The 20,382-nt window shown below is 71.7% G+C and carries 17 protein-coding genes, 2 tRNA genes and 1 pseudogene; 13 read left to right on the forward strand and 7 right to left on the reverse strand.

The window, feature by feature from the left end:
• The first annotated feature begins 59 nt into the window (after positions 1 to 59).
• On the forward strand, positions 60 to 782 hold the full coding sequence (locus M8J74_RS15415; RefSeq protein ID WP_249836937.1) for a YidC/Oxa1 family membrane protein insertase: 723 nt from the start codon (positions 60 to 62) through the stop codon (positions 780 to 782).
• 128 nt (positions 783 to 910) lie between these two features.
• Positions 911 to 1,768 carry a fumarylacetoacetate hydrolase family protein gene (locus tag M8J74_RS15420; protein ID WP_249836938.1) on the forward strand — a complete coding sequence of 286 codons (858 nt, stop codon included), beginning with the start codon at positions 911 to 913 and terminating at the stop codon, positions 1,766 to 1,768.
• Positions 1,769 to 1,863: 95 nt separating this feature from the next.
• Here M8J74_RS15420 and M8J74_RS15425 read toward each other — a convergent pair whose 3' ends face one another.
• Both M8J74_RS15425 and M8J74_RS15430 read right to left on the reverse strand, forming a co-directional pair.
• The gene (locus tag M8J74_RS15425) at positions 1,864 to 2,370 is read right to left on the reverse strand and encodes a heme-degrading domain-containing protein (RefSeq protein WP_249836939.1); all 507 of its coding nucleotides are present in this window, start codon (positions 2,368 to 2,370) and stop codon (positions 1,864 to 1,866) included.
• Positions 2,367 to 3,443 (reverse strand): Gfo/Idh/MocA family oxidoreductase, encoded by a 1,077-nt coding sequence (locus M8J74_RS15430; protein ID WP_249836940.1) that lies wholly within the window; start codon positions 3,441 to 3,443, stop codon positions 2,367 to 2,369. The genes M8J74_RS15425 and M8J74_RS15430 overlap by 4 nt, the downstream gene beginning before the upstream one ends.
• A gap of 30 nt (positions 3,444 to 3,473) precedes the next feature.
• Here M8J74_RS15430 and M8J74_RS15435 point away from each other — a divergent pair, with 30 nt between their 5' ends.
• From M8J74_RS15435 to M8J74_RS15460, 6 genes are all read left to right on the forward strand, one after another.
• Positions 3,474 to 4,559 (forward strand): ROK family transcriptional regulator, encoded by a 1,086-nt coding sequence (locus M8J74_RS15435; RefSeq protein ID WP_249836941.1) that lies wholly within the window; start codon positions 3,474 to 3,476, stop codon positions 4,557 to 4,559.
• Positions 4,560 to 4,651: 92 nt separating this feature from the next.
• Positions 4,652 to 5,449, forward strand: a complete 798-nt coding sequence (locus M8J74_RS15440; protein WP_249836942.1) for a hypothetical protein — start codon at positions 4,652 to 4,654, stop codon at positions 5,447 to 5,449.
• A gap of 85 nt (positions 5,450 to 5,534) precedes the next feature.
• Positions 5,535 to 6,314, forward strand: coding sequence for an HAD-IIA family hydrolase (locus M8J74_RS15445; protein ID WP_058925096.1), 780 nt, complete (start codon positions 5,535 to 5,537; stop codon positions 6,312 to 6,314).
• A 128-nt stretch (positions 6,315 to 6,442) separates the two neighbouring features.
• Complete coding sequence (locus M8J74_RS15450) at positions 6,443 to 6,979, forward strand: hypothetical protein (protein ID WP_249836943.1); 537 nt, start codon at positions 6,443 to 6,445, stop codon at positions 6,977 to 6,979.
• A gap of 203 nt (positions 6,980 to 7,182) precedes the next feature.
• Positions 7,183 to 7,872, forward strand: a complete 690-nt coding sequence (locus M8J74_RS15455; protein ID WP_249836944.1) for a class F sortase — start codon at positions 7,183 to 7,185, stop codon at positions 7,870 to 7,872.
• Between the two features lie 410 nt (positions 7,873 to 8,282).
• Complete coding sequence (locus M8J74_RS15460; protein WP_249836945.1) at positions 8,283 to 9,320, forward strand: glycoside hydrolase family 6 protein; 1,038 nt, start codon at positions 8,283 to 8,285, stop codon at positions 9,318 to 9,320.
• A 7-nt stretch (positions 9,321 to 9,327) separates the two neighbouring features.
• Here the strand turns inward: M8J74_RS15460 and glxA are convergent, their stop codons facing one another.
• From glxA to M8J74_RS15480, 4 genes are all read right to left on the reverse strand, one after another.
• Positions 9,328 to 11,265, reverse strand: a complete 1,938-nt coding sequence (glxA, locus tag M8J74_RS15465) for a radical copper oxidase GlxA (RefSeq protein WP_249836946.1) — start codon at positions 11,263 to 11,265, stop codon at positions 9,328 to 9,330.
• Positions 11,262 to 13,259 (reverse strand): glycosyltransferase family 2 protein, encoded by a 1,998-nt coding sequence (locus tag M8J74_RS15470; RefSeq protein WP_249836947.1) that lies wholly within the window; start codon positions 13,257 to 13,259, stop codon positions 11,262 to 11,264. The genes glxA and M8J74_RS15470 overlap by 4 nt, the downstream gene beginning before the upstream one ends.
• A gap of 318 nt (positions 13,260 to 13,577) precedes the next feature.
• Positions 13,578 to 14,294: a FadR/GntR family transcriptional regulator gene (locus tag M8J74_RS15475; RefSeq protein ID WP_249836948.1), complete on the reverse strand. Its 717-nt coding sequence runs from the start codon at positions 14,292 to 14,294 to the stop codon at positions 13,578 to 13,580.
• A 176-nt stretch (positions 14,295 to 14,470) separates the two neighbouring features.
• Positions 14,471 to 14,544 (reverse strand) — tRNA-Lys (locus M8J74_RS15480).
• Positions 14,545 to 14,731: 187 nt separating this feature from the next.
• Between M8J74_RS15480 and M8J74_RS15485 the strand changes: the two genes are divergently transcribed.
• The 5 genes and pseudogenes from M8J74_RS15485 (at position 14,732) to M8J74_RS15505 (ending at position 20,265) form a co-directional block, all read left to right on the forward strand.
• Positions 14,732 to 16,096 (forward strand): peptidoglycan-binding protein, encoded by a 1,365-nt coding sequence (locus tag M8J74_RS15485; protein WP_249836949.1) that lies wholly within the window; start codon positions 14,732 to 14,734, stop codon positions 16,094 to 16,096.
• A gap of 85 nt (positions 16,097 to 16,181) precedes the next feature.
• Positions 16,182 to 17,300 carry an SPFH domain-containing protein gene (locus tag M8J74_RS15490; RefSeq protein ID WP_249836950.1) on the forward strand — a complete coding sequence of 373 codons (1,119 nt, stop codon included), beginning with the start codon at positions 16,182 to 16,184 and terminating at the stop codon, positions 17,298 to 17,300.
• 97 nt (positions 17,301 to 17,397) lie between these two features.
• The gene (locus M8J74_RS15495; RefSeq protein ID WP_249836951.1) at positions 17,398 to 18,003 is read left to right on the forward strand and encodes a lytic polysaccharide monooxygenase auxiliary activity family 9 protein; all 606 of its coding nucleotides are present in this window, start codon (positions 17,398 to 17,400) and stop codon (positions 18,001 to 18,003) included.
• 90 nt (positions 18,004 to 18,093) lie between these two features.
• A complete protein-coding gene (locus M8J74_RS15500; protein WP_249836952.1) occupies positions 18,094 to 18,558 on the forward strand; it encodes a DUF3592 domain-containing protein in 465 nt (154 codons plus the stop codon).
• A 40-nt stretch (positions 18,559 to 18,598) separates the two neighbouring features.
• Positions 18,599 to 20,265, forward strand: a pseudogene (locus M8J74_RS15505) (long-chain-fatty-acid--CoA ligase).
• Here M8J74_RS15505 and M8J74_RS15510 read toward each other — a convergent pair.
• A tRNA-Lys gene (locus M8J74_RS15510) sits at positions 20,228 to 20,304 on the reverse strand. The pseudogene M8J74_RS15505 and the gene M8J74_RS15510 sit on opposite strands and share 38 nt — an antisense overlap.
• Positions 20,305 to 20,382: the final 78 nt, after the last annotated feature.

Here is a 20,382-nt window from a genome sequence, read left to right on the forward strand (position 1 = left end):
GCGGTCGTCATGCCGCCCGCACCGCTCCACTTCCGGCATGACCCTCGGAGGGCTCACCCATGTCCGTCTTCACCGTCTTCGCCCGGCTCGTCGAAGACCTCGCCGACCTGCTCCAGCCGCTGTTCGGCGCCACCGCGGCCGCGGCCGCGATCGTCCTGTTCACCGCGCTCGTACGACTCCTCGTCCACCCCCTGTCCCGGGCCGCCGCCCGCGGCCAGAAGGCCCGCACCGCGCTCCAGCCGAAGATCGCCGAACTGCGCCGCAAGCACGTGAAGGACCCGCAGAGGCTCCAGCAGGCGGTGCTGGAGCTGCACGCCGAGGAGAAGGTGTCACCGCTGTCCGGATGTCTGCCCGGGCTGCTGCAACTGCCCGCGTTCTTCCTGCTCTACCACCTGTTCTCCAGCACGAGCATCGGCGGTGGGGCCAACTCCCTGCTGGACCATCAGCTGTTCGCCGCGCCGCTCGGCGGCCGGTTCGCCGACGCGCTCGGCGGCGGGCTGCTGGACGGGGCCGGGCTCGTGTACCTCGCGCTGTTCGCGCTCGTCGCCGCCGTCGCCGCCTTCAACTACCGGCGCACCAGGCGGACGATGGCCACGGCCGCCGCGCTCGCGCCGGCGGACGGCGGGCAGCAGGTGCCGGGACTCGGCGCGATGAACAAGGTGATGCCGTTCATGTCCTTCTTCACCCTCTTCACCGTCGCCGTGGTGCCGCTCGCCGCCGCCCTGTACGTGATCACCAGCACCACCTGGAGCGCCGTCGAGCGGGCCGTGCTCTACCCCTGAGCCGGCCGGCGGGCGGTCCAGTCCGTGAACCGGGTATTGCGGACCGGACGCCGACCTTGGACGATCGACCAGTCATCCGATGGCTGCACCCGTCGGAGGACCGCCCGCGATCGAGGGAGATTGTCACCATGAAGCTGCTGCGAGTCGGTACGGCCGGAGCGGAGAAGCCCGCGCTGCTGGACGCCGAGGGGACCCTGCGGGACCTGTCCGGCGTCGTCGACGACATCGACGGCGCGCTGCTCGCCGACGACGCGGCGCTCGGCAGGGTCCGCGCCGCCGCCGAGTCCGGTGAGCTGCCCGCACTGGACCCGGCCGGGCTGCGCACCGGGCCGCCGCTCGCCCGGATCGGCAAGATCGTGTGCATCGGCCTGAACTACCACGACCACGCCCGGGAGACCGGGGCCGAGCCGCCCACCGAGCCCGTGATCTTCTTCAAGGCCGCGGACACGGTGGTCGGGCCGCACGACACGGTGCTCGTGCCGCGCGGTTCGGTGAAGACCGACTGGGAGGTCGAACTGGCCGTCGTCATCGGGCGCACGGCCCGGTACGTGGAGTCGGCCGAGGCCGCGCTCGGCCATGTCGCCGGGTACGCGGTCGCCCACGACGTCTCCGAGCGGGAGTTCCAGATCGAGCGGGGCGGCACCTGGGACAAGGGCAAGAACTGCGAGACGTTCAATCCGCTGGGCCCCTGGCTGGTGACGGCGGACGAGGTCGCCGACCCGCAGAACCTGTCGCTCAAGCTGTGGGTCAACGGGGAGCTGAAGCAGGACGGCACCACGGCCGAGCAGATCTTCCCAGTCGCCGAAGTCGTGCGCTACGTCAGCCAGTTCATGACCCTGTACCCCGGCGACGTCATCAACACCGGCACCCCGGCGGGCGTCGCGCTCGGACAGCCCGAGCCCAAGCCCTTCCTGCGAGCGGGCGACGTCGTCGAGCTCGAGATCGAGGGCCTGGGCCGGCAGCGCCAGGAACTGAAGGACGCGTAGCGGCTTCGCCGGGAGAGGCGGGGGGAACTGCGGCGGCTTGCCGGCCGCGGGCCGGGTGGCGGCCGGCCGTGCGGTTCCCCGTGCCCCCGGCGGACTCAGTCCTCGCGCAGGAACTCCTCCAGCGCCTCCACCACGAACCGGTGGTCCTGCAGCTGCGGCAGCCCGCTCACCGTCACCGCGCCGATGACCCCGACGCCCTCGACGGTGATCGGGAAGGAGCCGCCGTGCGCCGCGTACCGGTCGGGGTCGAGGCGGGAGGAGTCCTCGAAGGTCGTGCCCTTGGCCCGGAACCGGGCGCCCACCAGGTAGGAGGCCTCGCCGTAGCGCTCGACGACCCGGCGCTTGCGGGCGATCCAGGCGTCGTTGTCGGGGGCCGAGCCGGGCAGCGCCGCGTGGAAGAGCTGCTGGCCGGCCCGGTGGATGTCGATGGCGACGGGGGCCTGGCGCTCCCGGGCCAGCTCGACGAGCAGCGAGCCCAGCGCCCAGGCGTCCTCGTACGTGAACCGGCGGAAGACCAGGCGCCGTTGCTGCGCCTGGAGCTCCTCCAGGGACGGGGTGATCTCCGGGTGGAACTTCGGGGTCAGCTCGGTGTTGTGCGTCACAGCTTCACCGCCACTCCGTCGCGGGCCGAACGGCGGGCCGCCTCGAGCACATCGAGGGCCGCGGCCGCCTCGTCGGCGGTCACCGGGTTGGCGCCGTCGTCGTCGAGGGCCCTGGTCACGGCCGCATAGTACGCGGGATAGTCGCCGGCAAGGGTCGGTACGGGCGTGCCGCCGCCGGTCGCCGGAGACTCCCCGGCACCGAGCGTGCCCCACGCCGACTCCGGCTCCCGTCCCCAGTCCGGACCCGGGCGCTCGCCCTCCCGCAGCGCCGCCTCCTGCGGGTCGAGCCCGTACTTCACATAGCCCGCCTTCGAGCCCAGCACCCGGAAGCGCGGGCCGAGTTGGGCGGCCGTGGCGGAGACGTAGAGGTGGGAGCGGACGCCGTTCGCGTGCGTGAGGGCGATGAAGGTGTCGTCGTCGGCCTCGGCGCCGGGGCGGCGGACGTCCGACTCGGCGTAGACCTGGGTGGCGGGGCCGAACAGGGTCAGCGCCTGGTCGACGACATGGCTGCCGAGGTCGTAGAGGAGACCTCCGATCTCTGCCGGGTCGCCGGACTCGCGCCAGCCGCCCTTCGGCTGCGGCCGCCACCGCTCGAACCGTGACTCGAAGCGCCATACGTCGCCCAACTCGCCCTCGGCGAGCAGCCGCTGGAGGGTGAGGAAGTCGTTGTCCCAGCGGCGGTTCTGGAAGACGGACAGCAGTAGGCCGCGGTCCTCGGCCAGAGCGGCGAGCTCGCGCGCCTCGGCGGCGGTGCCGGCGACCGGCTTGTCGACGACGACCGGGAGACCGGCCTTCAGGGCGGTGGTGGCGAGCGGGACGTGCGTCCGGTTCGGGGAGGCGACGACGATCAGGTCCAGCTCGGCGGCGCGTGCGAACAGCTCGTCCGCGGTGGCGGCCACCCGCACGCCCGGGTGCTCGGCGCGGGCCTGCTCCTGCCGCTCCGGGTTCGAGGTGACCACCGTGTCGAGGACCAGGCCCTCGGTGGCCGCGATCAGCGGGGCGTGGAAGACGGAACCCGCGAGCCCGTAGCCGATGAGGCCGACGCGGCGGGGAGAGGCTGTCGTACCAGTCATGCCCTCCACTTTCGCAACGCTGTTGCCAAAGTGCAAGCGCCGGGGACAATCGAGGGCGTGAACCTTCTCGCCCTGCGCAGCCACAACACCGCACTCGTCCTCGACCTGCTGCGCACCGCGGGCCCGGACGGCATCAGCCGGCTGGAGCTCGCCGAGCGCACCGCGCTGACCCCGCAGGCCGTCAGCAAGATCACCGCCCGGCTGCGGGACGCCGGCCTCGCGACGGAGGCGGGCCGCCGGGCGTCGACGGGCGGCAAGCCGCGGACCGTACTGCGCCTGGTGCCGGAGGCGGGGCACGCGGTCGGCGTGCACCTGGACCGCGACGAACTGCGCGCGGTCCGGGTCGACCTCACGGGGGCCGTGGTGGCCGAGCGGCGCGTGCCGGTGGATCTCGGGGTGGGCGCGGACGCCGTGGTGCGGACCGTGGCGCGCGAGGCGCGGGGGCTGATGGGGGACGGGCCGTCCGGCGACGGGCTGGGGGTGGGGATCGCCCTGCCCGGGCCCCTCGACCACACCCACGGCGTCCTGCACCGTGTCACCGGCTTCCCCGAGTGGGACGGCTTCCCGTTGCGGGACGCGCTGGAGCGGCGGCTCGGCGTGCCGGTCGTCGTCGACAAGGACACCAACGCGGCGGCGCTGGGGCTGGCGGTGGCGGGCGAGGCCGGTTCCTTCGCCTACCTGCACCTCGGTACGGGGCTCGGGGCGGGGCTCGTCATCGGCGGGACCGTGCACCGCGGCGCCCGGACCGGGGCGGGGGAGTTCGGGCACCAGGTCGTGCAGCTCGACGGGCCGCCGTGCGGCTGCGGCGACCGGGGCTGCGTCGAGGCGCTGTGCCTGGACGCCGTGGCGCGCGGCGACCTGGCCGGGGCCGCGCGGGTGCTCGGCGTCGGTGCCGGCAACCTCGTCGCCCTGCTCGACGTCGACCTCGTCCTGCTCGGCGGCCGCACCGTCGCCGCCGCGGCGGAGGAGTTCGTACGGGGCGTGGCCGCCGTACTCGACGACCGTGCCCGGCGTGCGGGCGAGGAGGCCGTACCCGTGCGGGTCGCCCGCGGCGGGGTCGCCGAAGGCGCCGCGCAGCTGGTACTGGGACCGGTGTTCGGGCGCACCGACGGCTGACGCACCGGCGTGCGCCGATCGGGGGGACCCGCCCGGGCCGTACGGAGCGTCGGCCACGGTCGCCCCCATCGCACCGACATGCTCATGTGCTTATGCGATTGTGTACGCCCCTGTCCCTCTGCCTGGCGGCAGCCGCCCTCCTCTCCTCGGCGTCTTCCGCCTCCGCCGCTCCCACCCCTGCCGCTCCCACCTGTGCGAGCGGTCCGGGCTTCCCCCTCACCACCCGTATCCACGACGCCCCCGACACCTATGAGGCCGGCGGCGGATACGGCACCTGGTCCCTGGACCTGACCAACACCACCACCCGGACCTGCACGGCCGTGCACCCGGTCGTCGTACTCGTCGACGACGACCGGACCCTGAAGCCCTCCCAGGCCCGCCTGGAGTTCTCCGACGGCGCGCGCTCCCACCCCGTCCGCTTCCAGGCCACCGACGAGGCGGAACTCGTCGGCGCCTTCGACGACGGCTTCCCCGGCTTCACCGTCGGCCCCCGCCGGACCGTCACCGTCACGGTCCGGCTCGCGCTGACCTCCGACGCCGAGGCCGACGAGATCACGGCGAACGCCGCCTTGGTGCAGCGCCACGACGACGACGGCGACTGGATCGGCCAGTCCAACGACTACCGCTTCCGCGTCCGGCACGACCCGCCCACCGAGCCCGGCACCGCCACCAGTACGGCCACCGGCACCGGCACCGGCACCGGCACGGGTACCGGGACCGACACCGGTACGGCTCCTCCCGTCCGCAGCCGCGACGACCTCCCCTTCGCCGACGAACTCGCCAGCACGGGCATCGCCACCCCCCGTACCGCCCTCGCCGCCACCGCCGTCCTCCTCCTCGCCGTCGGCGGGGCGCTCCTGCTGGCCCGCCGCTCGCGAGCGCGCCGGTGAGACGCCCATTCCCGCAAGATCCGACCTCTGTCTAGGCTGGACGCACGCAGCACCGCGTCCATGCGTACGGCAGGAGAACCCGCACATGGCAGAACGCAGGCCCATCGAGTCCTGGCTCACCGACATGGACGGTGTGCTCATCCACGAGGGTGTGCCGATCCCCGGCGCGGACGCCTTCCTGAAGAAGCTGCGCGAGTCCGGGCGGCCCTTCCTGGTCCTGACCAACAACTCCATCTACACCCCGCGCGACCTGCACGCCCGCCTGCGGCGCATGGGCCTGGACGTGCCGATCGAGTCCATCTGGACCTCGGCGCTGGCCACCGCCCAGTTCCTGGACGACCAGCGGCCGGGCGGCTCGGCGTACGTCATCGGCGAGGCGGGCCTGACCACCGCCCTGCACGACATCGGGTACATCCTCACCGACCACGAGCCCGACTACGTCGTCCTCGGCGAGACCCGCACGTACTCCTTCGAGGCCATGACCCAGGCGGTACGGCTCATCCGCAACGGCGCCCGTTTCATCGCCACCAACCCCGACGAGACCGGCCCCTCCCACGAGGGCCCGCTCCCGGCGACCGGCGCCGTGGCCGCGCTGATCACCAAGGCGACCGGCAAGAAGCCGTACTTCGCGGGCAAGCCCAACCCGCTGATGATGCGCACCGGCCTCAACGCGATCGGCGCGCACTCCGAGACCAGCGCGATGATCGGCGACCGCATGGACACCGACGTGCTCGCCGGGATGGAGGCGGGGATGCAGACGTTCCTGGTCCTCACCGGGCTGACCGGGCCGGGACAGATCGAGGACTTCCCCTACCGGCCGTCCCACGTCGTCGACTCGATCGCGGACCTGGTCGACCTGATCTGACGGCGAGGTCCGACAGTGCCGCCCGACGGTGCTGAAACCTTTCTGAACCCGTTTGGAGCAGTCCCGGCCCGCTGAGCGTGCGGGGCCGGGGCCTCCGGGGGAGCCTCCAGATATCTGGAGGTTTCACGATGGGCTCACTACGCCTCACTCTCTGTGCAGGACTCCTGGGTGCCTGCGCCCTCACCCCGGCGGCGCACGCGGCGGACGGAGGAGGCGGCACCGTCTCGGTGACCCCCTCGTCCCCGGCCGCCGGCGCCGACATCGGCCTTCGGGTCACCGGGTGCACCGGGAGGACGGCCACCGCGGTCTCCACGGCGTTCGTCGCGGACGCGCGCCTCGCGGACGCCGCCGACGGCACCCTGGCCGGGGAGACCCGCGTCCGCTCCTCGGCCGGGCCCGGCACCTACGACGTGCGGGTCCACTGCGCCGAAGCCGAGGTCAAGGGCACGATCACGGTCGTGGCGCGGGGGACGCGGCCCTCCCCGCCGGCCTCGCCCGTCGCCCCGGTCGACGCGGGCGGCGGCGGTACGGCCCACTTCGCCACCGTCGACACCCGCACCACCGGCCCCGGCACGGCGCACGCGGTCACCGGACTGATCCTCGCCGGAGTCGCCGCGACCACCGTGGCCGTCCTGGGCGCCCGCAGGCGCCGCGAGACGGAGTGAGCGGACCGTGCCCACACCCGCACCCGCAGCGGCCCTCGCCGGCGCACATGCCGTCGGCACCGTCCCGCCCCTCGCCCGCCTTCCGCTTGCACCGGCCGACCCCGCCGGACCGCATCCGGACAGTGCCGCGCCGCCGGTTCCCCCGACGGCGCCGGCCCGCCCTCCCCGCTCCCAGCCGCCCCCGCCGACGGAACGTCCCGCCCATGCGTGACGACTTCTCCGACTGCCCGTTCGACCGGCGGCGGTCCGGTGGGTCCGGTCGGCTGGTGACCGGTGTCGCCTGGGCCGTGCTGCTGCTCGGCCTGTGGCTGTGGGGGCGGGACCTGACCGAGGTGCGGCCGGAGACGTCCGGCCCGGCCACCGGTGACATGGCGGCGGGCCTGCGGCCGCCGGAGGCGGAACTGCCCCCGGCCGCACGGCCGTTGGCCAAAGCGCTGCCGCTGCGCCTGGACATCCCCGACCTCGGCGTCCAGGCGCCGGTGGTGCGGCGGGGGCTGGACCGGCGGGGAGCGATCGAACCGCCGCCGTTCGACCAGGCGGGCGTGGTCGGGTGGTACGCGGCGGGCGTCGAGCCGGGGGCCCCGGGAGCCGCCCTCATGGTGGGGCACGTCGACACCGAGACCCGGCCCGCCGTCTTCTACAAGCTCAGCACCCTCACACCGGGCCGGACCGTCCGCGTCGTCCGCGCCGACGGCCGCGTCGCCGAGTTCACCGTCGACGACGTCCGGGTCCTCAGCCGCGACCGCTTCGACGCCCGGCAGGCCTACGGCGTCCACCGGCCCGGCCGCGCCGAACTGCGCCTGATCACCTGCGGCGGCACCTTCGACGCGGCCCGCCGCAGCTACACGGCGAACGTGGTCGTGTCGGCGTACCTCACCGCAACCGGCGTGTGAGACGCGCGGGCACCTGGCCCGGTCGACGGCCCGCTCCCCCCGAAGCCGCCGACCGGGCTGGTCCTCGACCGCGGGCGCACGGGCTGCGGGAGTAACCCGGCGACCGGCGCGGGAGGTACGGGAGGTCCGGCAGAAACCGACTGGCCGGGGACTGGGGCCATGTGGGACCACCCTAGAACGAATGAGCGCCGGAGCCTAGAGGGATATGACGCCAGGTTCCGCTCCGGTGGCTCTGCGTCATATGCCCTGGTGATTCGAGGTTCCACAACGGCGCGAGGACCGTGTCACTCCCGCCCGCCCCTCGCCGTCCGTGCTGTAACAGCTCTCCGACAAGGCCCGGGCGATCTCGTGGGCGCCGCGCCGCTATGTCAGGATTGAGACTTGGACCGGTGCACCCAAGGGGGAGTTGGATGTACGGCAGCAGGGGGGCTGGATCGGTGTTCGCCTCCGGGGCCGCGATGAGGGCCTCCGCGGTGGCGCTGGGGGTGGCGCTGCTGGTGGCGGGGTGTTCCTCCGGCGGTGACGGCAAGGACGGCGACGCCGGCGCGAAGATCACCCAACAGCCCAAGGAGAGCGACCCGTTCTGGGTCAACCCGGACGGCAACGCGGCCCGCCAGGTCGCCGCGTACGCCAAGGCCGGCAAGGACGCCGAGGCCGGGCAGATCAGGAAGATCGCCGAGCAGCCGACCGGTGAGTGGATCGGCCCGGAGAACCCCGAGCAGGAGGCCAGGGGCTTCACCGAGGCCGCCGACAACGCCGGCCGCACGGCCCTGCTCGTGCTCTACAACATCCCGCACCGCGACTGCGGCCAGTACTCCCAGGGCGGCGCCGCCGACGGCAACGCCTACCGCGCCTGGATCGACGGGGTGGCCGCGGGCATCCAGGACCGTCCGGCGATGGTGATCCTCGAACCGGACGCCGTACTGCACCTGGTGGACGGCTGCACACCCGGTCAGTTCCAGGAGGAGCGCTACGCCCTGCTCGACTACGCCGTCGGCAAGCTGAAGTCGCTGAAGTCCACCCGGGTCTACCTGGACGCGGGCAACGCCGGCTGGGGCCACCCCGACCAGATCTTCCAGCCCCTCCAGCGCGCGGGCATCGCCCAGGCCGACGGCTTCGCGGTCAACGTCTCCAACTTCTACTCGACCAAGGACTCCGTCGCCTACGGCAAGCAGCTCGCCGCGAAGGTCGGCGGCAAGCACTTCGTCGTCGACACCAGCCGCAACGGCAACGGCCCGTACACGGGCGGCAAGCCCGACGAGAACTGGTGCAACCCGCCGGGCCGGGCGCTCGGGGAGACACCGACGACCAGGACGTCCGACCCCCTCGTCGACGCCTACCTGTGGGTCAAGCGGCCGGGGGAGTCGGACGGCACGTGCCGGGGCGGACCGAACGCGGGGCAGTGGTGGGCGAGTTACGCACTCGCCCTCGCCAAGGCCGCCAAGTAGCCGCGGGCTACGGCACCTTGACCCACTGCGCCTTGCTCGGCGTCCCCTGGTCGTCGTCCACGAAGAGCATGTACCAGCCGGCGGTGACCAGGTTCCGGTTCTTCGGCATGGTCACCGTCAGCTTGTTCCCCGACGTCTTGAAGTCCAGGGCGATCGACCGCTGGTCGACGTCGGTCACGTGGGTCGACGCACTGGGCCGGATCAGCCGCACCTTCTTGATCGCGGAGGCCTGCGGTGAGGTGAACGTGCCCGTCCCGCCCCGCGCGATCGTCTGCGGTCCGCCCGACAGCGACGGCCGGGAGTCCCGGTACAGATAGGGCGGCGTGTAGATCTCGATCCGCTGCTCGAACGTGCCGGGCTTGGTGTTGGCCTTGTCGCCGTACAGCGAGTCGGAGCCGAAGAACATCACGCGCCCGTCGGGGAGCAGGATCGACCCGGAGTGGTAGTTGCGCCCCACCAGCGGATCGGCCACCCGGTCGAACGTGTTGGTGTCCGGGTGGTAGAGCCTGGCCTGCAGGATGTTGGAGTCGCCGCGCCCGCGGTAGTCCTCGGAGCCGCCCGACACCAGCACGGAGTCGTCCGGCAGGATCGACGACTGCGGATAGCGGGTGCCCTTCTCCAGCGTCGGCCCGTCCGTGAACCTCGGGTTCTTGTCCTTGAGGTCGATCAGCCGGGTCCGGTTGCTGGACAGCTTGGACTCGCCGACCCCGCCGCCGCCGATCACCAGGAACTTCTCGTCCTGCGCCGGCGGCAGCAGCACCGTCCCCGAGGTCTCCATCTCGTTCGCGTCGCTGAGCCCGGGCAGCTTGGTGAACTTGTTGGTCGCCACGTCCCAGACGCCCGGGTCACGGCCGACGTTGTCCGGCCCGTACCCGGCGTTGGAGCCCGAGTAGAAGATCTTGCCGTTCTGCATCAGGAACAGCGCCGGGTAGGTGGGGAACTGCCGGATCTTCGAGGTGTACGTCCACTTCTTCGTCTTCGGGTCGAAGATCTCGTTCTTGCCCGGCACCAGCTGCCCGATGTCGTCGAGCCCCGAGACGCTGAGGATCTTGCCGTCGCTCAGGGTGGTGAGCGTCGGGTACCAGCGGGCCTCGTTCATCGGGTCGACCTTGATGTACTTCTCGGCGACCGGGTCGAACTCGAAGGCGTCCCGGATCCCCTGGAAGTCCTTCTTGTCGAGGGCGAGCTTCTGCGCGATGCCGTAGGTGTTGCGCGCGTCGGCACCGGTCAGGCCCTGGATGCGGTAGTTGTCCTGGGTGCCGGTCTCGTACTTGGTGCCGCTCTTCTTCGCCTCGACGTAGATACGGCCGAGCCCGGGGTCGTTGCGCAGGAACTTCCCCGTCGCCTGGTCGAAGACCTTCTTGGCGCGCGGCACGAGCACCGGGTCCTTGGAGACGAAGGTCTTGCCGTTCTCCTTGCCGGTGAACACGGTCCCCGCGGGCAGCGTGATCGGCTTGTCCGGGTTCTCGTTGTGCACCACCATCAGGCCGCCGGCCTTGGTGACGTCACCCTTCAGCTTCTCGTACCGCTTGGTGCCGCCGGCGATCAGCAGATTGCCGTTGGCGAGCTGGGTGTGCCCGGTGCAGAACAGGTCCTTGGGCGTCGGGACCTTCTTGATCGTGCCCTTGACCGGGTCCCAGATCCGGGTGTCGAACTTCTTGGCGTTGAAGTTGTCCTGGTTGTTGCCCGAGCCGGCGATCATCAGCACCTTGCCGGTGCGCAGAAGCGCCGCGTGGATGGTGTCCTGGCGGTACTGCTTGGGGAACTCGACGATCTGCCAGTGGCCGTTGTCCGCTTTGTACTCGGGTTTGTTGATCTGGTACTGGTGGTACTTCGCCGTCCCGAAGCGGTACAGCCACGGACCGTTCATCCCGGCCAGCGCGAGCACCACCGCCGTCCCGATCGCGAGCCTGCGGGCGCGGCGGCGGCCTGCACGGTCGTTCATTCCTTACGTCCCCCGAATCCACCGAGCGCGATCTGCATCGTCTGGTCGTTGCCCGCGTCCGAGGCGCCGTCCGCGGCTGCCCAGGTGGGCTTGTGCCCGGTGCCGTGCGGCGGCGTCGCCTGCCGCTCCGGCAGCGGCCGCGGCTGGTACGGCACGGCGGGCGGCGCGTCCTGCGGCTCCGCGTACACGGGAACCGGCTCCTTCTTCGCCTTCCGCAGCGAGTACCGCCAGGCGAAGATCGGGGACGCGGTGATCAGCAGGGCGAACACGGCCCAGGTGATCATCGCCGGGTGCGAGTGCCCCAGCGCGAAACCGGCGGCGATCGAGCCGCCGAAGACCAGGATGAAGAACAGGTGGATGCGGAAGGTCCCGAACAGGGTGTCCGGGCTGGCCGAGTCGCCCTTGGGCGTCACCACGAACTTGCTCTTGCGCCGCAGCACCGCGTCCATCAGCGAGCGGGCGTAGATCGGCGCCGACAGCGCCGACATCACCATGCCCGCCACACCGCCGGAGCCCTCGGGCTCGTGCGGGGAGACGTTGTGCCGGCGGTTCCAGATGTACAGCCCGATCTGCAGCGCGGAGGCGTTGCCGTACAGCATCAGCCACACGGTCGGGTCGATGTTCACACCCGAGGCGCCCAGGCCCAGGAACAGCGCGCAACTCAGCGCCGCCAGGATCCAGTTGAGGGCCGACATCGGGTAGAAGATGATCATCATGGTGTAGTTGAAGAGCTTGCCCGGAGGCAGCGAGAACCAGCCCTTCCAGTACTGCTTGAGGATCGTCTCGTACGTCCCCCGCGACCAGCGCAGCTGCTGGGTGAAGAAGTCCGTCCAGGCACCCGGGCCCTCACCGACGGCGAGGACGTCCGGCGTGTACACCGAGCGCCACTTCCGCCCCGTCGCCGGGTTCTTGTGGCGATGGATCTCGAAGCCGGTCGCCATGTCCTCGGTGATCGAGTCGTACAGGCCGCCGATCTGCTTCAGCGCCTTGATGCGTACGGCGTTCGACGTACCGACGAACATGGGGGCGCCGTAGAAGTTCCCGGCCCGCTGGATGAGGGCGTGGAAGAGGAACTGCTGGGACTCGGCCGCCTTGGTGATCGGGTTGTCGTAGTTGCCGTAGACCTGCGGGCCGATGACGAAGCCGACGTCCGGGTCGCGGAAGAAGCCCAGCATCCGCTCCAGGTAGTTGGGCAGCGGCACGTGGTCGGTGTCGACGGAGGCGAAGTAGTCGTAGTCGTCGCCGTGCGCCTGGAGCCAGGCGTTGTAGTTGCCGTGCTTGGTCTTCGCGCGGAACGGGCCCTTCGGCCGGTTCCACTGCTCGACGCCCTTGCGGGAGAAGTGGTGCACGCCGAGGCGCTCGCAGACCGCCTTGACCTCGTCGTCGTCGCCCTCGTCCAGGAGCCAGATGTGCAGAAGGCCCCGGTGGCGCAGCCGTACGGCCGCTTCCAGGGTCTTCGTGACCATCTCCAGAGGTTCCTTGCCGGGCACGTAGGTCGTGATGAACGCGACTCTCGTGCCGGTCTCCGGCACCACCGGGATGGGGTCGCGGGCGACCAGGGTGGCATGCGCGTTGGACAGCACGTTCATACAGCGGAAGAACTCGATCAGGCCGATCGAGACGAGCATCACGACGTCCAGCACCGGCAGGAAGTCGAAGGCCGGGTAGTCGCGTTCGGTCCAGTGCTCCGGCTGCAGCAGCCAGGCCAGCAGGACCAGGGACAGCAGCGGGGCCGCGCCCAGCATGAGGGCGGCCCTGATGCGGTGCGGCTCCTGCGAGAGCAGGGAGCGGTACTGCACCTTGTAGGGCTTGTCCGGGTCGGGCTGGGTGAGGGGGCCGGCCAGCCGGCTGTAGTGCTCGTAGTCGTATCTCGGCAGGGATTTCTTGATCCGCCGGAACTGTCCTGTCGTGCTGTTCCGGTGCGGATCGGTTCTCAACTGGGTGGTTTCGGACGGGTCGAAGTTATGCCGGGCGCCCGTCGGCGTCGACGTCATGAGTCATCCCCCCACACGCGGGCGACCGCGTGTCGTGTCGTTTCCTTACCACCCGTGAACGGTCCCCCTCGACCCCTCACAGGCGTGTCAGCGGCGGGCCACGGCCACCACGCTTTCCACAGCCGTAGACATGGAACCGCGCCCTTCCGGTTGCATGATGCCCCCCTCGGCATCGGCTCGTGAACAGGGCCCCCTATCCCCGCAGAACGACGCAACCGCTTACTAGTCCCCCAACTGCCGCGTATCCGCAGCATCGTGGAGAACAGGGTTCTACGGCGTTCAGCATGATCGCAAGATGCGAAACGCGCTGTTTACCGGTCATACACGTTCATTGCGGTGCCTGTGGGAACCTTGTGGGGCGGTGGTGGACAGCCGTGCGCGAAGGTTGCCGAAGTGCTCTCTTATGGCCTCCTCCGCCCGTGCCGAGTCGCCGGACCGCACCGCGTCGAGGATGTCCCGGTGCTGTCTGCAGGTGACCTTGTGGTCGGGTGGGGCGCCTCCCAGGTCCGTGTGCACACGGTGGAAGGCGTCCCAGAACGCCTCCAGGACCTCGCCCAGCAACACGTTGTCCAGACCCCGGTAGAGGGTGGCGTGAAACGCGCGGTCGGTCTCGGCGAGGCCGGCACCTCCCTGTGCGGCCTGCCGTTCCATACGGTCCACGAGCGCGTCCAGTTCAACGAGGTCCCGTTCCGGGATCCGGCCCGCGAGCCGCGACACCAGCCCGGTCTCCACCGCCTCGCGCAGCTCCAGCAGCTGGAGCAGGGAGTCCTCGCCGCGGTAGTGCCCGGCCACCGTGCGGAAGGCCAGGCCCTCGATCATCGGGGCCAGCGACATCGGACCGACGTACGTCCCGAATCCGTGCCGGATCTCCACGATGCCCATCGCCTGGAGCGCCTTGAGCGCCTCGCGCACCGAGTTCCGGCTCGCGCCCAGGAACTCCATCAGCTCCGGCTCGGTCGGCAGCGGGGCCCCGGAGGGCAGTCTGCGGTCGATGATGAGCTTCTTGATCCGCTCCTGGAGGTCTCGGGCTGCCATGGCGAGAGGGTATCCGGCCAAACAGGGCGAGGTCCCCGCTTCCGGCCACACCGAGCGCCCACGTGAAGGGCCCCCATCGCGGAGGGCTGTCCGGACGGTGCGGTTGCGGCCGCGTGGAAACGACGATGGCGAGGCCGGTTCGCGTTTTCCGCGAACATGCCTCGCCATCGACAACGTGCGCCGCCAGGGACTCGAACCCCGGACCCGCTGATTAAGAGTCAGCTGCTCTAACCAACTGAGCTAGCGGCGCCTGCTGACGTCGTAACTCTACCCGATCTCCGGGGGTGCTCCGGACCGCGGGCGGGCCGGCGAGCCCGGGGGAGGGTGAGCGGCGTTACGTCATTCGGACCGTCAGAATGCGCGCGCGGAAGACAGTTGGGAAACTGATCGACGTGCACGAGTGCGGAGATTTCGGCCTGCAGTGTGAGGGGAATCGCATGGAGACTCCGGTATTCGAGGAATTCGATCCCGCGAGCGACTGCGACTGCCCCGGATGCCTTCACTGGCGCCGGGTGCTTCCCCGTTCCCGTACGTTCCACCACCCCGCCGCCCACCGGGCGGTGATCGTCGCCGCTGCCGCCGCGGCGCTGGGCGCCGGCCATGTCCCACCGGCGGTCGCCGCGCCCCACGTACCCCCGGGGCCCGGCGTTCCCGCAGGTGACACGGGTGACGAGCCCGCCACCCCGCAGGGCGGCAAGGCCCCGCTGCACGGCCCGGCCGGCAAGCCCGTCAAGCCGGCCCAGACCCTCCGGACGCCCACGACCACCCGCGCGGAGATCATCAACCGGGCCAAGGTGTGGGTGGCCGCCGAGGTGCCGTACAGCATGACGGACTACTGGTCCGACGGTTACCGGCAGGACTGCTCGGGGTTCGTCTCGATGGCCTGGAACCTGCCCGGGAACGAATGGACGGGCAGCCTCGGCAAGTACGGCGACCGCATTTCCAAGGACGCCCTGGAACCCGGCGACATTCTGCTGTTCCACAATCCGGCGAACCCGGAGAGCGGCTCGCACGTCGTCATTTTCGGCGGCTGGACGGACTACACGCACACCTACTACATCGCCTACGAGCAGACCCCCCCGCACGCCCGCCGGCAGGCCACCCCGTACGCCTACTGGAGCCACTCGGACCAGTACGTCCCCTATCGGTACAAGGGGCTCGCGGCGGACGCGGGCGGCTCCGGGACGGGGTCGACTCCGGCCACACCGGCCTCCGCGGACCACCCGTCCACGGTGTTCCCCGGGGCGGGATACTTCGGCCCCGGAGCCGACAACCCCTACGTCACCCAGCTCGGGCAGATGCTCGTGGCGCGGGGCGCCGCCCGCTTCTACACCTCGGGCCCCGGCCCGCGCTGGTCCGACGCCGACCGGCGGGCCACCCAGGCCTTCCAGCTGGCCCAGGGCTGGCAGGGGGCGGACGCCGACGGGCTGCCGGGGCCGCAGACCTGGGCGCTGCTGGTGACGGGCAAGGGCAGGAACGTGCCGGCGGCGGGCACGAACCCGGCCGGCGGCACGGGCACGGCTCCCTCGTCCGGCGCCGCGGGGCCGCCCGCCTCCCACGGGGTGCCCGGCTATCCGGGACGCGCGCTGTTCCGGCCGGGCGCGAACAACCGGTACGTCACGCTGCTCGGGAAGCAGCTGGTGAAGAAAGGGTTCGGCAAGTACTACACGAAGGGTCCGGGTCCGCGATGGGGCGAGGCGGACCGCCGTAACGTCGAGGCGTTCCAGCGTGCCCAGGGCTGGCGGGGCGGCGCGGCGGACGGCTTTCCGGGGCCGGAGACCTGGAGGCGCCTGTTCTCCTGAGCCGTTCGGCTGTGACCACCTGTTGTGATCCACCCGTGGTGACCCATCTGTTGTGACGCATCTGGCGCGGAGGCTGGAGGCACGCATGAGCACGACGACCACTTCACCGAACCCCGAGTCCGAGGGGCCGAGCAGACCCGGACCCGCCCGTCTCATCCATAACGAGGCGACCATGGAGATCCCCGTCCACCTGCTCTTCCGCGACGATCCCGACCCCGCGCCGGTGCCGGTGCGTCCCGCCGTCGTCGGCCGCCGGCAGGGCACCGGCGAGCAGCCGCGCCTGCGCCGCCCGGCACCGGTCAGGCCCCGCCCGGCACCCCAGGTCGACCCCGAACTGGCCGAGCGCCGGGCCAGGGTGCTGCCCGGCGCGGCGGGCGTCCTCGCCGGGACGTGCGGGCTGGCCGGCGCTCTGGCGAACTCCTGGTGGGCGGGCGTCCTGCCGCCGCTCGCGGTGGAGGCGCTCAGGCTGCCGGCGTACGCGGGCGTCGGTCTCGGTCCCGCGCAGTGGGCCGCGTACGCGGGCGCCGGCACCCTCGGTCTGTTCGGCTTCGGCGGTCTGGCGCGCGGGCGGACCGGGCGGGCCTGGGTGCTGGGGCTGTTCGGCCGCTACCGGGGGACGGTCCGGCGCACCGGCCTGCTGTGGGTCAACCCCCTGCTGCTGCGCCGCCGGGTCGACGTACGGCTGCGGCACTGGCGGAGCGAGCCGATGCCGGCGGCCGACGGCAACGGGGTCGCGCTCCGGGTCGTGGTGCTGGTGGTGTGGCGGGTCCGGGACACCGCGCGGGCGGTGCTCGGCGTCGAGGACCACGAGACGTACCTGCGCGAGTGCGTGGAGGCGGGGCTGGCGCGGGTGCCGGTGGAGATGCCGGGCGGGCCGCGGGACTCGGTCGAGGCGGCCGGGGAGGCGCTGACCCGGGTGGTCGCGGCGGACGCGACGCCGGTCGGGCTCGAGGTGTTCTCGGTCCGGCCGGTCCGTATCGAGTACGCCCCCGAGGTCGCCGCCGCGATGCACCGCCGCCGTATCGCCGCGCTGGACGCCCAGCACCGGGCGAGCGTGCTGACGTCGGTGGTGGACTCGGTGGAGGACACGGTGACCCGGCTGACCGTGCGCGGACTGGTCGAACTGGACGACTACGAACGCAAGGCGCTGGTGAAGGACCTGACGGTCGCCTTCTGCTCGGGGCGCGGAGAACAGACGCCGTGAATGGTATGGACATGGTCAACCCACGGCAATAATCTGGGACTTGGTCTAGACCTGCACGCCTCACGGAACTTCCCCCACGTTCTCCAGGAGCGGCAGCATGCGCAGAAAGACCAAGTTCTACGGGGCCGTGGTCGGCCTCGCGACCACCGGAGCACTCGTGCTGTCCACCGGCGGCGCCAGCGGCCACGGCTACACCGACCTCCCCGTCAGCAGGCAGAAGCTCTGCGCCAACGGCACGGTGACCAACTGCGGCGACATCCAGTACGAGCCGCAGAGCGTCGAGGGCCCCAAGGGCTTCCCGGCCTCCGGGCCGGCCGACGGCGCGATCTGCTCCGGCGGCAACACCCGCTTCGCCCAGCTCGACAGCCCCCGGACGCCGTCCGGCGGCACCTGGCCCGCCACCAAGGTGACGGGCGGTCAGAGCTACACCTTCCGCTGGCAGTTCACCGCCATGCACGCCACGACCGACTTCAAGTACTACGTCACCCGGCAGGGCTGGAACCAGAACCACAACCTGGCCCGCTCCGACCTCAACACCACACCGTTCCTGACCGTCCCCTACGGCGGCCAGCGGCCCCCCTCCACCCTCTCGCACAGCGGCACCCTGCCGTCCGGGCTCAGCGGACGCCATGTGATCGTCGCCGTGTGGACGATCGCCGACACGGGCAACGCGTTCTACGCCTGCTCGGACGTCACGTTCTGAGGGTTCCTTGAGCCAATCGCCCGGCCGGCGTGGGTAGGTTCCTGCCACGCCGGCCGTCCGAGGCCGGCGTCTCGACCTCGGGGGATGCACATGGAGCTCTTCTTCTACGCCGTGCCCGCACTCATGATCGCCGTCGCGGTCGGCGCCCTGATCACCGTGCTGCGCCGCGCCCGGCACGTCAGCGGCGCCTGGAACAGCGGGCTCACCGCCGAGGCGCGCTGCCTGAACACCTACACCACGACCAGCGGGGGCGCCGGTGACACCTCCGTGAGCACGACACTGCACCACGTCTACGAGTTCACCACCCGCGAGGGCCGCGCCGTCCGCTTCGAGGAGCGCAACGGGCCGGGGACGATCCTCACCGGCGACGTCGTCACCGTGCGCTACACCGCCGAGCACCCCGAGCGGGCCACGGCGAAGCCGCCCCGGCCCGGCCGGCTGCTCGCCGAACAGGGCTGCCTGCTCGCCTTCTTCGGCGTGTTCATCGCCTTCTGCCTCTTCTTCATGCTCGCCGTGCACGTGGGCTTCAGCGCGGCGCACGAGGTCATGCCGTAGCCCTCCACATCTGACGAACCGTCAACTACCGTGCGCCGCCATGGAGTCCAGTGAGGCGAAGAGGCGCACGGTCGCGGAGCTCGTCGCCGGGCGGTGGGGCGACCACCGTCCCGGCCTGTGGTGCGAGGACCGGGTGCTCACCCATCACGAGTTCGCCGCCGGTGCCGCGGCCCGGGCGGCCCTGCTGGCCGACCTCCTGCCGTCCGGCGCCGAACCGCACGTGGGCGTGCTGCTCGACAACACCCTCGAGTACCCGCTGTGGCTGGCGGCCGCGGCCCTCGCCGGGGCGGCCGTCGCCGGCGTCAACCCCACCCGGCGCGGCCCGGAGCTGGCCCGGGACATCCTGCACACCGAGTGCCGGATCGTCGTCACCGAGGACGCCCATCTCCCGCTCCTCGCGGGGCTCGAACTCCCGGACGTGCGGGTGCTGTCGACGGACGGCGAGGAGTACGACCGCCTCCTCGCCCCGTACGCGACCGCCGTGCCGGACCCGTCCCGCGCCTGCCCCGAGGACCGTCTGCTCCTGTACTTCACCTCCGGCTCCACCGGCGCCCCCAAGGCCGCGATCTGCACCCAGGGCCGGCTGGCCGCCGCCGGGGCCTCCCTGGTCGGGCAGTTCGGGGTGCGGCGCGAGGACGTGCACTACGTCTGCATGCCGATGTTCCACGGCAACGCCGTGATCGCCGACTGGGCGCCCGCGCTGGTGGCCGGGGCGGGGGTGGCGCTCAGGCGGCGGTTCTCCGCCTCGGGCTTCCTGCCGGACGTGCGGAGGTTCGGGGCGACGTACTTCACCTACGTCGGCCGGGCCGTGCAGTACGTCCTGGCGACCGAGGAGCGCGCGGACGACCGCGACAACCCGCTCCGGCTCGGCTTCGGCACGGAGGCGGGCGCCGTGGACGCGGCGGCCTTCCAGCGGCGGTTCGGGGTGCGGCTGGTGGAGGGCTACGGCTCCTCGGAGGGCGGGGCGGCGGTCCAGTGGTCGCCGGGGACGCCGGCCGGCGCGGTGGGACGGGCGGGGCCCGGTCTCGTCGTACTCGACCGGGAGACGGGGCGGGAGTGCCGGGCGGCCCGGTTCGACGCCGAGGGGCGGCTGCTCAACGGGGACGAGGCGATAGGGGAACTGGTCAACCGCGGTCCGAACCCCTTCGAGGGGTACTGGCGCAACCCCGCGGCGGAGGCCGAGCGGCGCCGGGACGGCGCCTACTGGACCGGTGACCTCTTCTACCGGGACGCCGACGGATACCTGTACTTCGCCGGCCGCACCGACGACCGCATCCGCGTCGACGGCGAGAACCTGGCCGCGGCGATGATCGAGAACATCCTCGCCCGCTACGAGGGCGCCGACGCCGTCGCCGTGTACGCGGTGCCCGACCCGGTGACCGGCGACCAGGTGATGGCGACGATCGCCGGGAGCTTCGAGCCGGCCGGGTTCGCCGCCTTCCTCGCCACCCAGCCCGATCTCGGCACGAAGATGGCGCCCCGGTTCGTGCGGGTGGTGGAGCGGATGCCGGTCACCGCCACCAACAAGATCCACCGGGCCGCGCTCAGGCGCGAGGGCCCGCGATGTCCCGAGCCGGTGTGGTGGCGCCCGCCGGGGGAGCGCACCTATCGGAGACTGGCCCCGGAAAACGCCGATGGGCCTCTCGCTCCCACGAGAGACCCATCGGTCTGGTGCGCCGCCAGGGACTCGAACCCCGGACCCGCTGATTAAGAGTCAGCTGCTCTAACCAACTGAGCTAGCGGCGCATGACTCTCACCCACCACTTGACCTGGGGGCCTGTGGTCGGCGACGAAGAAAATACTACCCGGTCCCGGGGGGTGCTT

Source organism: Streptomyces panaciradicis (assembly GCF_023516615.1).
GTDB classification, from domain to species: domain Bacteria; phylum Actinomycetota; class Actinomycetes; order Streptomycetales; family Streptomycetaceae; genus Streptomyces; species Streptomyces panaciradicis.

What these genes read in the sequence shown, in the direction of transcription:
- M8J74_RS15415 (WP_249836937.1), top strand. Translation starts at nt 60, where the DNA reads ATGTCCGTCTTCACCGTCTTCGCCCGGCTCGTCGAAGACCTCGCCGAC.
- M8J74_RS15420 (WP_249836938.1), top strand. Translation starts at nt 911, where the DNA reads ATGAAGCTGCTGCGAGTCGGTACGGCCGGAGCGGAGAAGCCCGCGCTG.
- M8J74_RS15430 (WP_249836940.1), bottom strand. Translation starts at nt 3,443, where the DNA reads ATGACTGGTACGACAGCCTCTCCCCGCCGCGTCGGCCTCATCGGCTAC.
- M8J74_RS15440 (WP_249836942.1), top strand. Translation starts at nt 4,652, where the DNA reads ATGCGATTGTGTACGCCCCTGTCCCTCTGCCTGGCGGCAGCCGCCCTC.
- M8J74_RS15445 (WP_058925096.1), top strand. Translation starts at nt 5,535, where the DNA reads ATGGCAGAACGCAGGCCCATCGAGTCCTGGCTCACCGACATGGACGGT.
- M8J74_RS15450 (WP_249836943.1), top strand. Translation starts at nt 6,443, where the DNA reads ATGGGCTCACTACGCCTCACTCTCTGTGCAGGACTCCTGGGTGCCTGC.
- M8J74_RS15455 (WP_249836944.1), top strand. Translation starts at nt 7,183, where the DNA reads ATGCGTGACGACTTCTCCGACTGCCCGTTCGACCGGCGGCGGTCCGGT.
- M8J74_RS15460 (WP_249836945.1), top strand. Translation starts at nt 8,283, where the DNA reads ATGTACGGCAGCAGGGGGGCTGGATCGGTGTTCGCCTCCGGGGCCGCG.
- glxA (WP_249836946.1), bottom strand. Translation starts at nt 11,265, where the DNA reads ATGAACGACCGTGCAGGCCGCCGCCGCGCCCGCAGGCTCGCGATCGGG.
- M8J74_RS15470 (WP_249836947.1), bottom strand. Translation starts at nt 13,259, where the DNA reads ATGACGTCGACGCCGACGGGCGCCCGGCATAACTTCGACCCGTCCGAA.
- M8J74_RS15475 (WP_249836948.1), bottom strand. Translation starts at nt 14,294, where the DNA reads ATGGCAGCCCGAGACCTCCAGGAGCGGATCAAGAAGCTCATCATCGAC.
- M8J74_RS15485 (WP_249836949.1), top strand. Translation starts at nt 14,732, where the DNA reads ATGGAGACTCCGGTATTCGAGGAATTCGATCCCGCGAGCGACTGCGAC.
- M8J74_RS15490 (WP_249836950.1), top strand. Translation starts at nt 16,182, where the DNA reads ATGAGCACGACGACCACTTCACCGAACCCCGAGTCCGAGGGGCCGAGC.
- M8J74_RS15495 (WP_249836951.1), top strand. Translation starts at nt 17,398, where the DNA reads ATGCGCAGAAAGACCAAGTTCTACGGGGCCGTGGTCGGCCTCGCGACC.
- M8J74_RS15500 (WP_249836952.1), top strand. Translation starts at nt 18,094, where the DNA reads ATGGAGCTCTTCTTCTACGCCGTGCCCGCACTCATGATCGCCGTCGCG.